This window comes from Clostridium rectalis (genome assembly GCF_900626095.1).
Lineage (GTDB): Bacteria > Bacillota > Clostridia > Clostridiales > Clostridiaceae > Clostridium_AS > Clostridium_AS rectalis.
The window spans coordinates 21,874-38,550 of the sequence record NZ_UYZZ01000001.1 but is presented as its reverse complement, the minus strand read 5'-3'; the positions used below and the strand labels follow the sequence as shown (position 1 = coordinate 38,550).

Genomic DNA, 16,677 nt, shown 5'->3' with positions numbered 1-16,677 from the left:
TTATCTATTTTGTTAACAATATTATTGTCATGATAAATATACCATGTCCTTACCTCTACATTACTTAATTTTCCAATTGAATTTTTATATTTATTAAAATCAATAACTACAATAACCTTCTAACCTTTTTGAACCTTTCTTTATATTTTTCGTTTAACTTATATATTATAATATATATATCATAATTTGTAAATATAAAATTTATTACTCTTTAGTATCTAATATTTCTACATCATTTTATACACTTGTTAAAGGTCTCATATTTGTATATAATTCCTCGTTTATAATTAAATAAAATATCTTATATTTATCTAATTTTTATTAAGTATATTTATACTATATCTAAATAATAAATAGTTTTTTAAATACAATAGACCATTTCAAAAATTTGAAATAGTCTATTAAAAATATCACTTTTATACAGTTTCTGGATCTGAATACTCTTTCCCAAAAGTTTCAACAGTAACTTCCTTCATTATCTGTGGCTCTACGGGTCTATCCATATAATCCGTAGGAATTCTTGCTATATCTAAAGCTATATCAAGTCCTTCAATTATCTTTCCAAAACCTGCATATTGACCATCTAGATGTGGAGCATCTCCAACCATTATAAAAAACTGACTTCCAGCTGAATCTGGATGACCAGCCCTTGCCATAGAGAGTACTCCTTTTGTATGTATTAAATTATTTTCTACTTTATTTAATTTAAATTCGCCCTTTATTGAATATCCAGGACCTCCTGTACCATTTCCCTCAGGACATCCTCCTTGAATTACAAAGCCTTTTATAATTCTATGAAAAGTTAGTCCATTATAATATCCCTTTTTAATAAGACTTATAAAATTATTAACTGTATTTGGCGCAATTTCAGGATATAATTCAGCCCTCAATACCTCATTATTATCCATAACTATAGTAACTATTGGATTTTTCATTTACCTCTCTCCTTTTTAATTAATACAAAACATATTATATTATTAGTATATGTAATTTACAATAAAAAACTAAAAAACTATAGGATTTCCAAATGGAAATCCTATCTTATAAACATATTTTTTATATATAATCATTAGTGTACTACTAAATCATCTAACTTACAGCATAATATATTTGCTAATACTACTACCTTTTGAAAACTTGGGTTCTTTTTATCTCCCCTTTCTAGCTCCTCTAAATAGGATTTTGATATACAAGTTGGGTACTGGGTATTTTGAGTAAGTTTTTCAACATCTGAAGCAGTGTATCCTAACTTTAATCTATACTCCCTTATTTTCTTTCCATCCAACATATAAAATCCCCCTTATAAAGTTTTATGGTGGTCTTAACTTATAAAAATAAACACCGCTGCCTGTCACAAGGTTATATATATATTAGCTTTTGTTATAATTATATCATCTTTTTACTTAAAATAATATAGTCTTTATAATTTTTTTGAATATTATTATGTTATTTAGATAAATTATACTTACCATTAAGTTTGATTATAATTCAAAAACTCTTATTGTTCGTTTTTTACTGTTTGTACTCTATTTTTTAAAACGTCCTTTAATTAATTATATTAAATACGTTTTATAATATTATAAAAAAAATGAGAGTTAATTTTTTACACTTTAATTAACTCTCATATACAAATCTCATTTATCTTTATTTACTTTTTTTAAAAATAGTTCTATACTCTTTTTTTCTTCCTTGATTTTATATTCTGACATCTCTCCCCTTCCAAGTCTATCACATATTGATAGCAGAGCAATCTCCTCTAGGGAAACTTCTCTTGTCATGTTTCTAATATCCGAAAAAGGCATATCTTTTGAAATAAATAATGGTTGCATGTGCCATCTAACAAGAACAGCCACATTCTTTATAAACTCATCATCACAATTTAATTCTTTCAAAAATTGTTCTGTAAGTTTTTTTCCAATTTTATCATGATCATAAGAAGTTATTTTACTTTTCCTAATCTTCGTTGTTGGAGCTTTTCCAATATCGTGTAGTAGTGCTGCCCACATGAAACATCTTGAATTTTTACTTAGATTCTTTTTACTAGCAGCTTTATCTATATATGGATAGGTAACTCTTTGAAATTATCTTCAAGTTTTCCCCCCATTCACACTGTACGTGCGACTTTCATCGCATACAGCGTTCCAACTAATTGTGTTTTACTTTATTTAACTTGCTATTTGAATATATGAATTTCCTACTAACTTTCTTAAAGAATTTAACCTTTTCAAACCTTTATCATCCAATTCCAACTTATCCAAATACTTATTAACGGTGTCTTCTACTGTAGCATGGATTAGTTTATGTACATCTGTGCATACCCAAATTAGGTTTTTGTATTCATCTGTTCCACCTAAGTGTTTAGGTATTTTATGATGACATTCCATATTTCCTATTTTAAGACATTCGCCTGTTATTCCACATTTACCTTTTTGACCAGCTATAAGTGAAACTCTATTATCATTATATTCAGTAGAGTTATATTCACTTGTGTTTGTTAGAGCATATTCAATAAGTTTATTTAGATTTCCTCCTAATTTTTCATGTATAAGTTTTCTACCCTCTATTGTATAATTATTTATTACTTGGGTAAAATTCATAGGAGATTTGGTTTTAACTCCATATATGGGGAATATTGTAGTTTCTGATATTGTATATTTTTTACCATTGTATTCTCCATATAATTTTTGGTAAGCTTTGGATGTTTTATGTTCTTTTTTCATAACATTCTTCAATCTGTTATATAAGGTTCTTGTAACTAAGAAATTAATCTCGGAGAAGTCAAGATTTACTTGAGTTGCCATCTTATAGTAGTTGTGACTCCCTAATATTATGGCGTTTAGTTTGTTGACTTCTTGAGGTGTTGTCTTATTCTTAATTTTCTTTGTTTGTTCTTTAAGTTTTTTGATGGTTCGTTTTTTGGATTTATCACTCATTCTGCTATTACATATATATCTATTATTTTTAGTTACCACTTTGAGTTTGATGCCTAAAAATTCTGTGTAGTTTTTTCGCAAATTAGTGATTCTGGATTTCTCTGTACTGATATCTAGGTCTAATCTTTCCTTGAGCCATAACCTTGTAGCATTGTATATCTTCTGTGCTACTCCATAATTTCTGCAAAATATCTTGAAATCATCTGCATATCTTACAATCCATATTTCTTTAAGATTAGATTTTTTAATACTAGTATATCTATTACAGTCTTTGTTGAATTTGTATTTAGTTTTATATGTTTCCCATTGGGAGCTTATCCACCAATCTAATTCATTAAGAACTATATTTGATAATAATGGACTGATAATACCACCTTGTGGTGTACCTTTTGTTGGTATTCCTTCTCCTTCTATTTCTGACTTTAGTGTTTTACCGATTATACTTATTAGATTTTTATCTTGTATTCCCATATTCCATATTTGCTTCTTTAACTTGGCATGATTTACATTATCAAAGAAACTTTTTATGTCTATGTCTACAACATAATGTAAGTTACTTTTCCACATTAAGTAGTTACATCTTGCTATAGCATGGTTTGTTGACCTATTTGGTCTGAAACCATAACTATGTTTGTGGAATTTGGCTTCGCATATTGGCTCTAACACTTGTTTAATACATTGTTGTATTATTCTATCTTCTATACAAGGTATTCCTAATGGTCTGGTTCTACCAGTACCGTCGTTTTTAGGGATTTCTACTCTCCTAACACTTTTAGGGTGATAATTCTGTAATTTTCTTTGTATCAATTTCACAAAGTAATCACTATCCATTTTTTCAAAGTAGTTTACATTTAATCCATCAGTTCCTACCGTTACTGAACCATCATTTCTCTTAATATTTCTATATGCAAGTAATATATTATTTTCTGATGCGATGTATTTCATTAAATCAGTAAATTTATAATTTCTTCTTGCTTTGCTGTGAAGGTTGTCGAACAAATCCTGCATATTATAGTATTCATTATTTCTTAGTTTTTGTTTCTTCTTTAATAAGCTTTCCTTCAAGTCTGTTAATCCTCCTTAATGAAGTTTCACATCTCTTAATCGTACCCGAACCTTGAATCTATTCATCTATTCAATTTTCAAACAACAATTAGTCTAGTGGCTATTGCTCCGCTTCCATTACAGAAACTTCTTAGCTTCATGCCACCACTTTCATCTAGATTAAGATAAGTTATAGACTATCTCTTTTCCTTATCACTACTTCATCGGAAGTAAATCCTCCATATTCTAGATTTCCCTTGTTCCATTATTGCTATCTGTGCATATATCTTTAGGTTTTTGGTATGAGCCTGTAAGCTTGATAGTGCCTGTAACACTATATGGATTTTCATAACGGCAAATTTTACTCATCCACACTTACCACACTTTTTGTGTTATACCCATTTCTAAGTATACTATGTCTAGGCTCTTACATTCCCAAATTCGTCAGTTACTTAATAACATCCTAACCATAGACATTTTATAGACACCCGACCTATCACCACTCGACTACCTCTAGTTCGCATTTCGTGTAGGAAATGTATCTCATCTACTTACGGTGGCTCTCAATCGTCTTCACCAAGCTTATAACCCTTTAATGTTTACTCATTAAAACGCTATTTGGAGTATCAGTGGAAACCCTTCAAGGCGTTACCCTTTCATTTGATTTCTCGCAATAATAGTTCTAATCCCTGAATTTAATCAGTTAATTAGGCTAATCTTTTCAATTAGCAACAAGTCGCACTACCATCATAGTATGATTCCATACAGAACCTTCTGGATGATGTTTTAGATTTTGATCTGTCCTCACTAAATCCTTTAATAAATAAAATGGAGAAACGTCCATAATATTTTCATCTATTATACTATTAAAATAATTAGAAGGTTTTATATCCTCCATAAGATGTTTATCAAACTCTATAAAAAGTTCTCTTTTGCTTTTCATACTAATCTTCCTTAATTACTTTTTAGTCTCTGGAACAGGTTGTTGGTTTTTATTTCTTTTTTTAGTTTCATAAGTTGGAGCTTCATTTGGTGCAGGTCTCTTCATTCCTTTTTTAGCCATAAACTTTTCCTCCTTGAATACTATAATATTTTATCTAAATAGCCAATATATATTTTGTGTCATATAAAAAAATATATACAACTGTAGTTATATTATACTATACATAATTTATCTACATTTATTTAATTAATATTTCTTTATAAAAACTTATAGCCTCATTTATACCTTTTACTACTCCATCACTACTTATAGTAGCTCCGGATATACCTTCTATTTCACTGTTTAATTTTGAAGGCCTATTCACTACTTTAAAAGGTGTATCAATGCTCCTGTTTTTAAATTTAGATGTAAACTCCTCCTCCATTATAGCATCTCCTAATCCTTCAGTTTCATTTTGCTTTAATACTTTTATATCTGTAATCTTATTTTTTAAGGATATGGTTACTAATACTTCTATTTCATCCATCCCCTTACCATATGCAATTATTGAGTATCCTAAAAGTTTATTCTCTTTACAAATTCCCTTTACTTCCTTTATATTATCTTTAAGATTAACTTTTATATCCCTAAAAGCATCTCCACCTTCTATTAAAGAATTAGGAACTATCTCCTTACTTTCTTTTTTTGTTTCTTCCCCTAACACATGATTTTTATAAAATTTTATAGCCTCATTTACTCCTGATGTTACTGCAGCAGAGGTAATAGTAGCTCCTGTGACTGCTTCTATTTCATTCCCATTATTAGGAGATGTTTTTACCAATTTTAGTCCTTCTTTTATAGATATATTTTTAAATCTATCTATAAAGCTTTGTTTTTCAACAATGTCCCCTATACCAGGGGTTTCAGAGTGAGATGAAACCTTTATTCCAGAAATTTTCCCTTCTTTTGATACTCCTACAGTCATCTTCATTGGTCCACCCATGCCTTTGGATACAACCATTATAGCATGACCAATTAAATCCTTGCCTCCATAAACCTCATATAAAGCACTTATAATAGAATCCTCTGCCATACCTTTAGATAATTCCTTTACATTATCTGCCCTTCTATGAGGAAATATCATATCCAATTGTAAACTCTCCATCTTTTCTCTAAAAACTATTATATCCTTAGTAGCACTATGGGTTATAGATAAAATTAAAGCACAAATAGATGTTATTAAAAATAAAACTAAAGTACCTTTTACACCTTTATTTAACAATCATTTATCCCTCCTGTTTTGTTTTTCATTAAGATTAAAATTTTAAATAAAGGGCTTTTATCTCCTAAAAGCCCTTTGTATTTATTTTAAATTAAATTTTATTATTCTTTTAATGGTACTATTGTCTCTTTTGTTTCACCTTTTGACGCATTTTCTAAAGCAGCTTTAGCTAAAGCCTTAAAATTTTCTACAGAACTAGTAGCTCCAGAAACTCCATCTACCTTGTTTAAGTCTTGCTTTTCAACTAGATTTTTTTCTAACTTAGGACAAAATTCTTTTGGACTAGTTTTAGATTTTGATTTTTTCATAGTCTCATTATAGTTTCTATCTTCTGTCTTTCTCTTATTATCTTTACTTAAATAGTCAAAGTCTACTGCTGAGATTTTACCATTCTTTACTTCTAATTCTACAAAAGCTTTCCAGCCATGACTATCAGCCTTATCATAAGAAGCTTTATATTTACCGTCCTTATATGTTATTGTTTTTGTTTCTTTACTATCCTTTGCTCCCTTATTACCATCATTAGATGATGCGCATCCAGCAAATAGTGTCATTGTCATAGCTATACATAGAACTATACCTGAAATTTTTTTCATAAAAAATCCCCCTTTAATTGTTATTGATTATCATTTTCATGTTAATATATAATTTAAACAGTGTCAATACACTTTTTTTCTCACATTGTAAGTATATAAAATATTAAGGAAGAGAAAAAATCTCTTCCTTAATATTTACGTTATAAACTTATTCATTATTCCATTTTATTTATTAAATTTGCCATTTCTATAGCTGAAATAGCCGCCTCATAACCTTTATTCCCCGCTTTAGTACCAGCTCTTTCAATAGCCTGTTCAATATTTTCTGTAGTAAGTACCCCAAATACTATTGGAACTTCTTCGTCCAGTGTGACCTTAGCAATGCCCTTAGCAACCTCCCCTGCTACGAAATCATAATGTGAAGTGGCTCCTCTTATAACTGCACCCAAACAAATAATTCCATCATATTTTTTTGACTTAGACATCTTTTTAGCTATTAACGGTATTTCAAAAGCTCCTGGAACCCATGCAATTTCTATATTTTCTTCATTTACACCATGTCTTTTTAATCCATCTAAAGCTCCACTTAATAATTTACTGCCAATAAATTCATTAAACCTTGCTATAACTACTCCAAATTTTAAACCCTCTGCAATCAATTTCCCTTCATAATGCTTCATACATAATCCTCCTATACATTCTTAATATTATAAACTTAATATATGTCCCATCTTTTCCCTTTTAGTTTTTAAATAAAATTCACTTTCTTCATGATTAAATATTTGTAATGGCACTCTATCTACAATCTCTATCCCATAGCCTGAAAGACCCGATACCTTCTTAGGGTTGTTTGTCATAAGTTTTATTTCCTTTACCCCTAAATCTGCAAGTATTTGTGCTCCTATACCATAATCCCTTAAATCCGGTGGAAATCCTAAAGCAATATTTGCCTCTACAGTATCCATGCCTTTATCTTGAAGATTATAGGCTTTCAACTTATTTATGAGACCTATTCCCCTTCCCTCTTGTCTCATATATACAAGAATTCCTCTTTTCTCCTTGCTTATTGCTTTCATTGCAGCATCATATTGATCACCACAATCACATCTTATAGAACCTAGTGCATCACCTGTTAAACACTCAGAGTGAACTCTTACTAACACTGGATTTTTAGCATCTATATTTCCTTTTATCAAAGCTACATGATGTTCTCCATTTAACTTATTTATATATCCAATTATTTTAAATTCTCCATACTTAGTTGGCATATTAGCTTCAACTACTCTCTCTATTAAAGACTCCTTAGTTCTTCTATAATTTATAAGATCTGCTATAGTTATAATTTTTAAATTGTGTTCTTTCACATACTCATTAAGTTGTGCTACCCTAGCCATAGTTCCATCCTCATTCATAATTTCACATATTACCCCTGCAGGATAAAGACCTGCAAGAGTAGCTAAATCCACAGCTGCTTCTGTATGTCCTGCTCTCTTTAAAACTCCGCCTTTCCTAGCCTCTAATGGAAATATATGACCAGGTCTTTTGAAATCTTTTTCTATGGCTTTGGGACACAAAACTTTTTTTACAGTAGCAGCTCTTTCATAAGCTGATATTCCTGTAGTACTTTCTTTAGAATCTATAGAAACAGTAAAAGCTGTTCCATTATTATCTGTATTTTTATCTACCATTTGATTTATATTAAGTTCTTTAAGTCTTTCTCCTACAATAGGCATACATATAAGACCTCTTCCAAATTTAGCCATAAAGTTTATTATCTCCGGTGTAATTTTTTCAGCTGCTACTATTAGATCTCCCTCATTTTCTCTGTCTTCATCATCCACTACTACTACCATTTTTCCTTGTTTAATATCTTTTATTGCTTCTTCTATAGAATTAAATTTAATCATTTATATTCACCCTTTCATTAGTATTTTTGTATTAAATAATTTATACTAAAATCCATTTTCCATTAAAAACTCCATATCTATAACAGTTTTTTTATTAATTTCCTTTACTTTTAATAGCTTTTCCACATATTTACCTATTACGTCACATTCTAAATTCACCTTATGTCCTATACTTTTATTTATAAGTATCGTTTGCTCTTTTGTATGTGGAATTACTGAAACTTTAAAAATTTTATTGTCTACATATGCTACAGTTAAGCTTACACCATCTATAGCAATTGAACCCTTTTCTACAATATATTTAAGAATGCTCTCATTAGCTTCAATTGAAATCCATATAGCATTTTGGTCATCTTTAAATGTTTTTATTATTCCCACCCCATCTATATGTCCAGTTACTATATGTCCTCCAAATCTATGAGATGCCTTCAAAGCCCTTTCTAAATTCACCTTACTTCCTACCTTTAGTTGGCTAAGGCTAGTTCTTTTTCTAGTCTCTGGCATTATATCCACAGTAAAATTACTACTTTTAAATTCAGTTACAGTAAGACATACTCCATTAGTACATATACTGTCCCCAAGTTTTATATCTTCTAAAATCTTTTTACATTTAATTATAATTTTTTCTGAATTTTCAGATATATATATGTTTTCAATGACTCCTATTTCTTCTATTATACCTGTAAACAAATTATCCCCATCCTTTTTAAATAATTAAACATCAATACTTTATAACAATTAATTACCATAATTTAAATCCGCTTCTATTAAAATATCTTCATCAAATTTTATTATGTTCACATTTATTAAATTTATAGAATCTTTAATACCTTCAATGCCCTCACCTTCTACAGGAGTTTTTGCCTCCTTTCCTCCTATAATTTTTGGGGCAATAAATATGTTAATTTTATCCACAATATTCTCTTTTAAGCAAGAATAATTTAACGTTCCACCTCCTTCTATAAGTACGCTATCTATGCCCCTTGCCCCTAAAATTCTCATTAAACTTGTTAAATCAACTTTCCCATGTTTATTTGGGGTTATTACTATATCAACTCCTTTTTCTTTTAACATGTTTATTTTTTCAGAGTGGGCGTTTTCTGTTAACACTACTATATTTTTTCCTTCTTCCTGTAGAATCCTTGAGTTTAAAGGAATTCTACCATTACTATCTACGATTATTCTTATGGGATTTCTTAAATTATTACCTTTCAACCTAGTAGTTAAACTAGGATTATCTTTTATTACAGTACCTATGCCAACCATTATAGCTGAATATTTATTTCTAATTTCATGAACAAAAGCTCTTGATTTTTCATTAGTTATCCATTTAGAGTCCCCTTTATATGTAGCAATCTTGCCATCTAAAGTCATAGCTGTTTTTATCATACAAAATGGTAGCTTTTCTTTTATATATTTAATAAAAACTTCATTTAGCTTTTTAACCTCTTTTTCCATTATTCCAGTAATAACTTCTATTCCATTATTCTTAAGTATTTTTATTCCACTACCTGATACTAATGGATTAGGATCCATCATTCCAATTACAACCTTTTTTATCCCTTTTTCAATAATCACATCTACACATGGAGGAGTTTTTCCATAATGTGAGCAAGGTTCTAAAGTAACATATAATGTAGCTTTCTCTACAGAAGTATTACAATTTTTAAAAGCATTTATCTCTGCATGATTCCCACCAAAATACTCATGATATCCCTCTCCTAAAACTTGCCCATCTTTAACTATCAAAGCTCCTACTAATGGGTTTGGATTTACTTTCCCAATACCATTTTGGGCAAGTTTTATACACCTTCGCATATAATTTTCATGCAAATCCACTCATCTCCTTACCTTTCTCTTAATTTTATGACCAATTCATTTTAATTAACATTACTAAATAATGGATATATTGATAAATAAAAAAACCCTGAAACTAATTTCAGGGTTTAAAAAACTTACATAATAATATATTAAACAAAACTTATGTTAAAAAATTATATAACAAAAAAACTATATAATCTTACATATTTATAAGCTTAATATACTCTACCTTCTTTCATCCAGACTATACTGTCGGCCCTGGAATTTCACCAGATCTGCCTTTCGGCTGGCGGGCTTTACCGCCGGTATGGAATTTCACCAAACCCTGAAGGAATAATTATATTCAATTTAAATTATTTTTTATAAATCTAAAATCAGATTATCACTTTTTTAATGGGTTGTCAATTATATTTTTTACGACATAATATATCATAAAATGAACTAATTCACTAATTTCCAATAATTCTGTTGACAGTTTTTAAAACACATAATAAAATATAGATAGTCTTTTTTTAGAAAACATCTGTATTCGGAAAAGGGACAAGTATATATTTAGCAAAATTAAGGGAGAGATAATAATGACAGTAGACGAATTAAAATCTCTAGTATGCAAAACTATAGATGATAATGCAGAAAAATTAATATCTTTTGCCAAAGATATTAAATCAACACCTGAATTAGGTTTTAAAGAAGAAAAAACAGCAGAAAAAGTATGTCATTTTTTTCAAAAACTAAATTTATCTTATGAAAACAAATTAGCTTTAACTGGTGTAAAAGCTAAACTAAAGAAAAATTGTGAAGGTGTAAATGTAGCCATACTTGGTGAACTAGATGGAGTTATTTGCTTTGATAGTTTAGATGCAAATAAAGAAACTGGTGCCTCTCATACCTGTGGACATAACCTTCAAATAGCAACCATGGTAGGTGCTGCTTTAGGTCTTAAATTATCTGGAATTGAAACCCACTTAAGTGGAAACGTATCTTTTATGGCAGTACCAGCCGAAGAATTTATAGAAATTGAATATAGACAAAAATTAAAAGAAGAAGGAAAAATACACTTTTTAGCAGGAAAACAAGAACTTATATATATAGGTGCTTTTGACGATGTGGACATCGCAATGATGATGCATTCACAGAAAAACTCACCTAAACCAACTATTGCTATTGGAGAAACAAGCAATGGTTTTCTTGGTAAAACAATTCAGTATATAGGTAAAGCTGCTCATGCAGCAGAGGCTCCTGACAAAGGAGTAAATGCTTTAAACGCCGCTACGCTAGGTATTATGGGAATAAATGCATTAAGAGAATCCTTTAGAGATGAAGACTCTATAAGAGTACATCCTATAATTACAAAAGGCGGAGATACAGTAAATAGTGTTCCCTCTGATGTAAGAATGGAAAGCTATGTTCGTGCTAAGAACGTTGATGCTATGAAAAGTACTAATGAAAAAGTAGATAGAGCTTTACTTGGCGGTGGATTTGCCATGGGAACAAAAACAATTATAAATACTATCCCAGGACATCTTCCTTTAAAATGTTCTAAACCTTTAAATAAAATCTTTGAAAATAATAGTAAGCAGCTATTACCAAAAGATTCTGTTATAGGTGCAGGTCACTTTGCAGCCTCTACAGATATGGGAGACGTATCCAATTTAATTCCTTCTATTCATCCATTTGTAGGCGGAGTTTCTGGTGCTCTACACACAAAAGATTTCAAAGTAGAAGATTATAACGCTGCATGTATATTGCCTGCTAAATTAATGGCTATGACTGTAATTGATCTTTTATATAAAGATGGAAAAAAGGCAGCTGAAGTTATTAGTGATTATAAACCTACTTTTGAAAGCAAAGAAGAATATATAAAGTTTTTAGAAAATTGCTTTGAAAGGAAGATGCAATAATGAAAAACTGGAAAAATCATATAATCGTACTTATACTTGTTATAATTTCAGAACTTATAGGTGTATTAAAATATAATGTAGGTCCAGGAACTATTGTGCTTTTACCAATGCTTTATGCACTTATTTTAGGAGTATTACTAACACCTAAATTTTTAAAAGTAGTAAATGATAAAGATATGAAAGATGCAGGCACTCTTATTACTATTTCATTAATGCTTTTAATGGCTAGATATGGTACAATGATTGGCCCTACTTTGCCAAAAATTATAAAATCCAGTCCTGCTTTAATATTACAAGAGTTTGGTAACATAGGTACTGTATTTTTAGGAGTTCCACTTGCAGTATTTCTTGGTCTTAAAAGAGAAACTATTGGTGCAGCTCATTCAATAGCTCGTGAACCTAATATTGCTTTAATAAGTGATGTTTATGGTCTTGATGGTGAAGAAGGTCAAGGTGTTATGGGAGTATATATCTGTGGTACTGTATTTGGTACTGTTTTCTTTGGATTACTTGCAAGTTTTTGTGCTGCTTATCTACCTATCCATCCATATGCACTTGCTATGGCTTCCGGAGTTGGTAGTGCTAGTATGATGACCGCTTGTGTAGGATCTTTAAGTGCTATGTTTCCTGATATGAGTGACACTTTAGCTGCCTTTGGTGCTGCAAGTAACATGTTGTCAGGATTAGATGGGCTCTATATGTCCCTTTGGATTTCCTTACCTTTAACAGAATGGTTATACAAAAGATCATATAAGTTAAAATATGGGGTAGAACCTAAAAAAGTTGCTACTAAAAATTCAAACCCTTCTGAGGAGGTCTAAAAATGAAACTTAAGAATTCTATTTTTATATTAATTCTAATAGCATTACTTTCACTTGTTGGAAATATGGTAGGAGCTAAACATAACATTTTAGAAGCTTTACCTGGAATGTTAATACTTGTTTTAATAGCCATTGGAGGTATACTTTTAACTAAAATTATGCCTGGTAAAATTCCAGCTGTAGCATATATAGTTACTCTAGGTTGTATCGTAACCTATCCTGGAATTCCTTACTCTGAAATAATTTCAAGTTATATTGCTAAAGTTGATTTCCTATCCCTTACAACACCTATATTAGGATATGTAGGTCTTTCAATAGGTAAAGATTTAGATAGCTTTAAAAAATCTGGTTGGAGAATAATAGTTCTATCTATAGTTGTATTTGTAGGAACTTATTTAGGTTCCGCTCTAATAGCTCAATTAATATTAAAATCTATTCATCAAATATAAATAAGTAATAATTAAATAAAAATAGCCCTATGATAGGGCTATTTTTATTTAATGTATAGTAAACTTACAAAAGTTTATACACTTATGTTAGTAATATATAGTTTTATAAAAAATTTTATTTAGTCATCTATTTTTCTATAAAGAGTAGCAGTACCTATACCCAATTTTTTTGCTATTATTTTTTTAGACTCTGTACTACTACCATATTGTTTTATAAATTTATTTATAACTTCTTTTTCAAATTGTGATACAAGTTCTTTTAATGTCATATTAGTATCTATATTTTTATTTCTATTTGACATTCTTTTACTTATAAGACTTTTATCAATTAAACTATTTTGAGCAAAGTTAATGGCATACTCAATAATATTTTGCAATTCCCTTACATTCCCAGGGAAAGAATACCCTACAAGAATTTCCTCCGCATCTTTTGTAAAACCTTCAATGTTTTTATCATATATGCCATTGTATCTTTGTAAAAAGTAGTAGGCTAAATTTAATACATCTATATCTCTATCTCTAAGTGGAGGAATATGTATTGGAATAACATTTAACCTATAAAATAAGTCCTCTCTAAATTGCCCTTTTTTAACCATATCTAATAAATTTTTATTGGTAGCAGCAATTATTCTACAGTGCATCTTTATGGGAGTTATTCCACCAACTCTTATAATTTCTTTCTCTTCTAAAACTCTTAAAAGTTTTACCTGCAAATGTAGAGGTAAATCTCCTATTTCATCTAAAAATACAGTCCCATTTTTACCAATTTCAAACTTACCAATTTTACCAGAAACATTAGCTCCAGTAAAAGCCCCTTTTTCATATCCAAATAATTCACTTTCCATTAAATTTTCTGGTATAGCTCCACAATTTATAGGCATAAATATTTCATCTCTTTTATTGCTTTCTGCATGAATAGCTCTTGCAAATAATTCTTTTCCTGTTCCACTCTCACCTAAAAGTAATACGGCAGCATTACTTTTGGCTATATGTTTTGCCTGATTTTTTACCTGTAAAAAAGAAGTGCTTTTTCCTATCATATCATTAAAAGTAAATTTATCTCCACTTTCACTAATCTTAAAAACAGACCTTTGAAGTTTATTAAAATCTTTTAAAGTTATAACCGCACTTTCTATTTCTCCTTCCAAATGTATAGGCACCATGGACATTAAAAATCTATATTTATTCCTATCAATTGTTATATTAACTTCCTCATCATCAAGTACATAGCATGTTTTAGTAAATTTATCTATTGCAATTTTGGATAATAAATTATTTATATTTTTTCCTACTATATCAGTTCTTTTTAGTCTATTTTTTATATACTTGTTTACAGACAATATAATATTATTTTTGTCTATTATTATAATGCCTTCATCTACGGAATCTATTACTGTCAAAAGCTCCATAGATTTATATTTTAATCTGTTTAAAAATGCATTTTCTTTAATTTTAGATGAAATAAGTTCACTCATTCTTTTATCAAAGTCTTTATAACTTTCCTGTTTTTTTAAAAAAATTTCTTTTTGCTTTTCTGAAAAAGCAATCATCCCAATGAGACCTTCAACTTTCCCATCTATAATTATAGGGAAACATACTTCTGCCTTTTCTGTACAATTCCTATTTATTTCACAATTTAAGCACTCTCTACAATTCACTGGATTAGTAATAAAATAACTTTTCCCTGTAAGAATACATTTTTCAAACACTGAATTTCGGGGTCCCTGAGATCCTATTTTTTCCTTTAATTTTCCTGTACCAGCTATTCTTTTTAAATTCTTATTCATTATAGTTATATCTATATCAACTATGGCTTTTAATGTTTCTGCAATTTCTTGTAAATAATTTTGAATCTTATCTATCATAGGTATAACTCCTTTTTTATTATTATCTACTACTTGTATTTAATTATATAGCATTTATAGTAGAAAAAAAAATCTTATCATTATATAATTTATAGATAGTAATCTTTATTAGAGGTGACAAAGTGAAAAAGAAAAAAATACTTATAGGAACTATTTCATTAATTTTAATAATATTAGTTAGTATAATAAGCATACCTTCTCTTTATGCAGCTAATCTATTATATAATGGTGTATGCAAAATTTCTATTGATAAAAATTTAAATAAATTAGAAGAAAATAAATATTTTCTTGACTATAATAATTTGATTAAACTTCATAAAGAAGAAGTTTGTATAAACTCAAAATATGGTTATAAACTTTATGGTACCTACTTTAAAAATAGTAAAAACACTAATAAAACTGTAATCATTGTACATGGCTTTATGGGAAGTAGAATAAACTCTTTAAAATATGCAGATATGTATTTAAAACTTGGATTTAATACATTTATATACGATTCTAGATATCATGGTAAAAGTGGTGGAGAAGATATATCTTTAGGCTACTATGAACGTTACGATTTAGATAGCTGTGTAAAATGGGTGAATAATAAAGTTCCCAATGGAACTATAGGGGTACATGGCGAATCTCTAGGTGGGGCTACAGCTTTACTGCATTCTAAAATAAATGAAAAAGACAAGTTAGTAAGTTTTTATGTATCCGACTGTTCTTACTCAAATTTAAAAAAGATATATGAAAGAGAGGCATCCTCTAAACTAGGAATTAAAACTCCCCTTATTGCTAATATAGTTTTATTCTATACTAATATAATATCACTATACAAATCCGGCTTTTCTCTTTATTCTATATCCCCAAAAGAATCTATAAAAAATGTGTCCACCCCCATTATGTTTATACATGGTAACAAAGATGAATTTATTCCAACAAATATGGCTTATGAGTTATATAATGAAAAAAAAGGGCAAAAGGCTATATATATATGTGCTAATGCAAAACATGCTCAATCTTATATAAAGAATAAGGGGATCTATATTGAAAAAGTAGAAAAATTTTTCAATATAGGTATAATTAAATAATATATTTATATATAAAGATCAGGGCTTTATTAAAATCCTAATCTTTATATATAACTTTAAATTACATCAATATTTAAAGTTATTACTATAATAACATTTAAACATATCCCATATTTCCTA

Annotated in this window: 16 protein-coding genes, 1 pseudogene and 1 riboswitch; of the genes and pseudogenes, 4 read left to right on the top strand and 13 right to left on the bottom strand. The window is 29.2% G+C overall.

Annotated features, from left to right (window positions below):
• Positions 1-416: 416 nt before the first annotated feature.
• From EJL03_RS00175 to ribD, 12 genes and pseudogenes are all read right to left on the bottom strand, one after another.
• Positions 417-935 carry a peptidylprolyl isomerase gene (locus tag EJL03_RS00175; RefSeq protein ID WP_125151953.1) on the bottom strand — a complete coding sequence of 173 codons (519 nt, stop codon included), beginning with the start codon at positions 933-935 and terminating at the stop codon, positions 417-419.
• 134 nt (positions 936-1,069) lie between these two features.
• Positions 1,070-1,288, bottom strand: coding sequence for a helix-turn-helix domain-containing protein (locus tag EJL03_RS00170; protein WP_125151952.1), 219 nt, complete (start codon positions 1,286-1,288; stop codon positions 1,070-1,072).
• A gap of 346 nt (positions 1,289-1,634) precedes the next feature.
• A pseudogene (locus EJL03_RS00165) lies at positions 1,635-2,027 on the bottom strand (HD domain-containing protein); the annotation flags it as partial.
• A gap of 138 nt (positions 2,028-2,165) precedes the next feature.
• Positions 2,166-3,998, bottom strand: a complete 1,833-nt coding sequence (ltrA, locus tag EJL03_RS00160) for a group II intron reverse transcriptase/maturase (protein ID WP_243108564.1) — start codon at positions 3,996-3,998, stop codon at positions 2,166-2,168.
• Positions 3,999-4,223: 225 nt separating this feature from the next.
• Positions 4,224-4,346: a hypothetical protein gene (locus tag EJL03_RS16515; RefSeq protein ID WP_279222040.1), complete on the bottom strand. Its 123-nt coding sequence runs from the start codon at positions 4,344-4,346 to the stop codon at positions 4,224-4,226.
• A 352-nt stretch (positions 4,347-4,698) separates the two neighbouring features.
• On the bottom strand, positions 4,699-4,920 hold the full coding sequence (locus tag EJL03_RS00155) for a hypothetical protein (protein ID WP_125151950.1): 222 nt from the start codon (positions 4,918-4,920) through the stop codon (positions 4,699-4,701).
• Between the two features lie 238 nt (positions 4,921-5,158).
• Positions 5,159-6,181 (bottom strand): RnfABCDGE type electron transport complex subunit G, encoded by a 1,023-nt coding sequence (locus EJL03_RS00150; RefSeq protein WP_125151949.1) that lies wholly within the window; start codon positions 6,179-6,181, stop codon positions 5,159-5,161.
• A 101-nt stretch (positions 6,182-6,282) separates the two neighbouring features.
• Positions 6,283-6,777, bottom strand: coding sequence for an FMN-binding protein (locus tag EJL03_RS00145; protein WP_125151948.1), 495 nt, complete (start codon positions 6,775-6,777; stop codon positions 6,283-6,285).
• Positions 6,778-6,932: 155 nt separating this feature from the next.
• Positions 6,933-7,397 carry a 6,7-dimethyl-8-ribityllumazine synthase gene (gene ribH / locus EJL03_RS00140; protein ID WP_125151947.1) on the bottom strand — a complete coding sequence of 155 codons (465 nt, stop codon included), beginning with the start codon at positions 7,395-7,397 and terminating at the stop codon, positions 6,933-6,935.
• A gap of 27 nt (positions 7,398-7,424) precedes the next feature.
• Positions 7,425-8,624 carry a bifunctional 3,4-dihydroxy-2-butanone-4-phosphate synthase/GTP cyclohydrolase II gene (locus EJL03_RS00135; protein WP_125151946.1) on the bottom strand — a complete coding sequence of 400 codons (1,200 nt, stop codon included), beginning with the start codon at positions 8,622-8,624 and terminating at the stop codon, positions 7,425-7,427.
• A gap of 45 nt (positions 8,625-8,669) precedes the next feature.
• Positions 8,670-9,314, bottom strand: a complete 645-nt coding sequence (gene ribE / locus EJL03_RS00130) for a riboflavin synthase (RefSeq protein WP_125151945.1) — start codon at positions 9,312-9,314, stop codon at positions 8,670-8,672.
• A gap of 48 nt (positions 9,315-9,362) precedes the next feature.
• Positions 9,363-10,457 carry a bifunctional diaminohydroxyphosphoribosylaminopyrimidine deaminase/5-amino-6-(5-phosphoribosylamino)uracil reductase RibD gene (ribD, locus tag EJL03_RS00125; protein ID WP_423243313.1) on the bottom strand — a complete coding sequence of 365 codons (1,095 nt, stop codon included), beginning with the start codon at positions 10,455-10,457 and terminating at the stop codon, positions 9,363-9,365.
• 211 nt (positions 10,458-10,668) lie between these two features.
• Positions 10,669-10,782: riboswitch (FMN riboswitch) on the bottom strand.
• Between the two features lie 241 nt (positions 10,783-11,023).
• Here ribD and EJL03_RS00120 point away from each other — a divergent pair.
• Genes EJL03_RS00120 through EJL03_RS00110 form a run of 3 tightly spaced genes read left to right on the top strand, consistent with a single transcriptional unit; the run spans position 11,024 to position 13,616 of the window.
• On the top strand, positions 11,024-12,346 hold the full coding sequence (locus EJL03_RS00120) for an amidohydrolase (RefSeq protein WP_125151943.1): 1,323 nt from the start codon (positions 11,024-11,026) through the stop codon (positions 12,344-12,346).
• Positions 12,346-13,167 carry a DUF3100 domain-containing protein gene (locus EJL03_RS00115; RefSeq protein WP_125151942.1) on the top strand — a complete coding sequence of 274 codons (822 nt, stop codon included), beginning with the start codon at positions 12,346-12,348 and terminating at the stop codon, positions 13,165-13,167. The genes EJL03_RS00120 and EJL03_RS00115 overlap by 1 nt, the downstream gene beginning before the upstream one ends.
• Before the next feature lie 2 nt (positions 13,168-13,169).
• Positions 13,170-13,616, top strand: coding sequence for a DUF340 domain-containing protein (locus EJL03_RS00110; protein ID WP_125151941.1), 447 nt, complete (start codon positions 13,170-13,172; stop codon positions 13,614-13,616).
• A gap of 119 nt (positions 13,617-13,735) precedes the next feature.
• Here the strand turns inward: EJL03_RS00110 and EJL03_RS00105 are convergent, their stop codons facing one another.
• Positions 13,736-15,481: a sigma-54-dependent Fis family transcriptional regulator gene (locus EJL03_RS00105; RefSeq protein WP_125151940.1), complete on the bottom strand. Its 1,746-nt coding sequence runs from the start codon at positions 15,479-15,481 to the stop codon at positions 13,736-13,738.
• Between the two features lie 122 nt (positions 15,482-15,603).
• Between EJL03_RS00105 and EJL03_RS00100 the strand changes: the two genes are divergently transcribed.
• Positions 15,604-16,557: an alpha/beta hydrolase gene (locus EJL03_RS00100; RefSeq protein WP_243108563.1), complete on the top strand. Its 954-nt coding sequence runs from the start codon at positions 15,604-15,606 to the stop codon at positions 16,555-16,557.
• Positions 16,558-16,677 lie beyond the last annotated feature (120 nt).

Bases quoted from the DNA above. Each gene is read 5' to 3' on its own strand.
- EJL03_RS00175 (WP_125151953.1), bottom strand. From the start codon at position 935: ATGAAAAATCCAATAGTTACTATAGTTATGGATAATAATGAGGTATTG.
- EJL03_RS00170 (WP_125151952.1), bottom strand. From the start codon at position 1,288: ATGTTGGATGGAAAGAAAATAAGGGAGTATAGATTAAAGTTAGGATAC.
- EJL03_RS16515 (WP_279222040.1), bottom strand. From the start codon at position 4,346: ATGAGTAAAATTTGCCGTTATGAAAATCCATATAGTGTTACAGGCACT.
- EJL03_RS00155 (WP_125151950.1), bottom strand. From the start codon at position 4,920: ATGAAAAGCAAAAGAGAACTTTTTATAGAGTTTGATAAACATCTTATG.
- EJL03_RS00145 (WP_125151948.1), bottom strand. From the start codon at position 6,777: ATGAAAAAAATTTCAGGTATAGTTCTATGTATAGCTATGACAATGACA.
- ribH (WP_125151947.1), bottom strand. From the start codon at position 7,397: ATGAAGCATTATGAAGGGAAATTGATTGCAGAGGGTTTAAAATTTGGA.
- EJL03_RS00135 (WP_125151946.1), bottom strand. From the start codon at position 8,624: ATGATTAAATTTAATTCTATAGAAGAAGCAATAAAAGATATTAAACAA.
- EJL03_RS00120 (WP_125151943.1), top strand. From the start codon at position 11,024: ATGACAGTAGACGAATTAAAATCTCTAGTATGCAAAACTATAGATGAT.
- EJL03_RS00115 (WP_125151942.1), top strand. From the start codon at position 12,346: ATGAAAAACTGGAAAAATCATATAATCGTACTTATACTTGTTATAATT.
- EJL03_RS00110 (WP_125151941.1), top strand. From the start codon at position 13,170: ATGAAACTTAAGAATTCTATTTTTATATTAATTCTAATAGCATTACTT.
- EJL03_RS00105 (WP_125151940.1), bottom strand. From the start codon at position 15,481: ATGATAGATAAGATTCAAAATTATTTACAAGAAATTGCAGAAACATTA.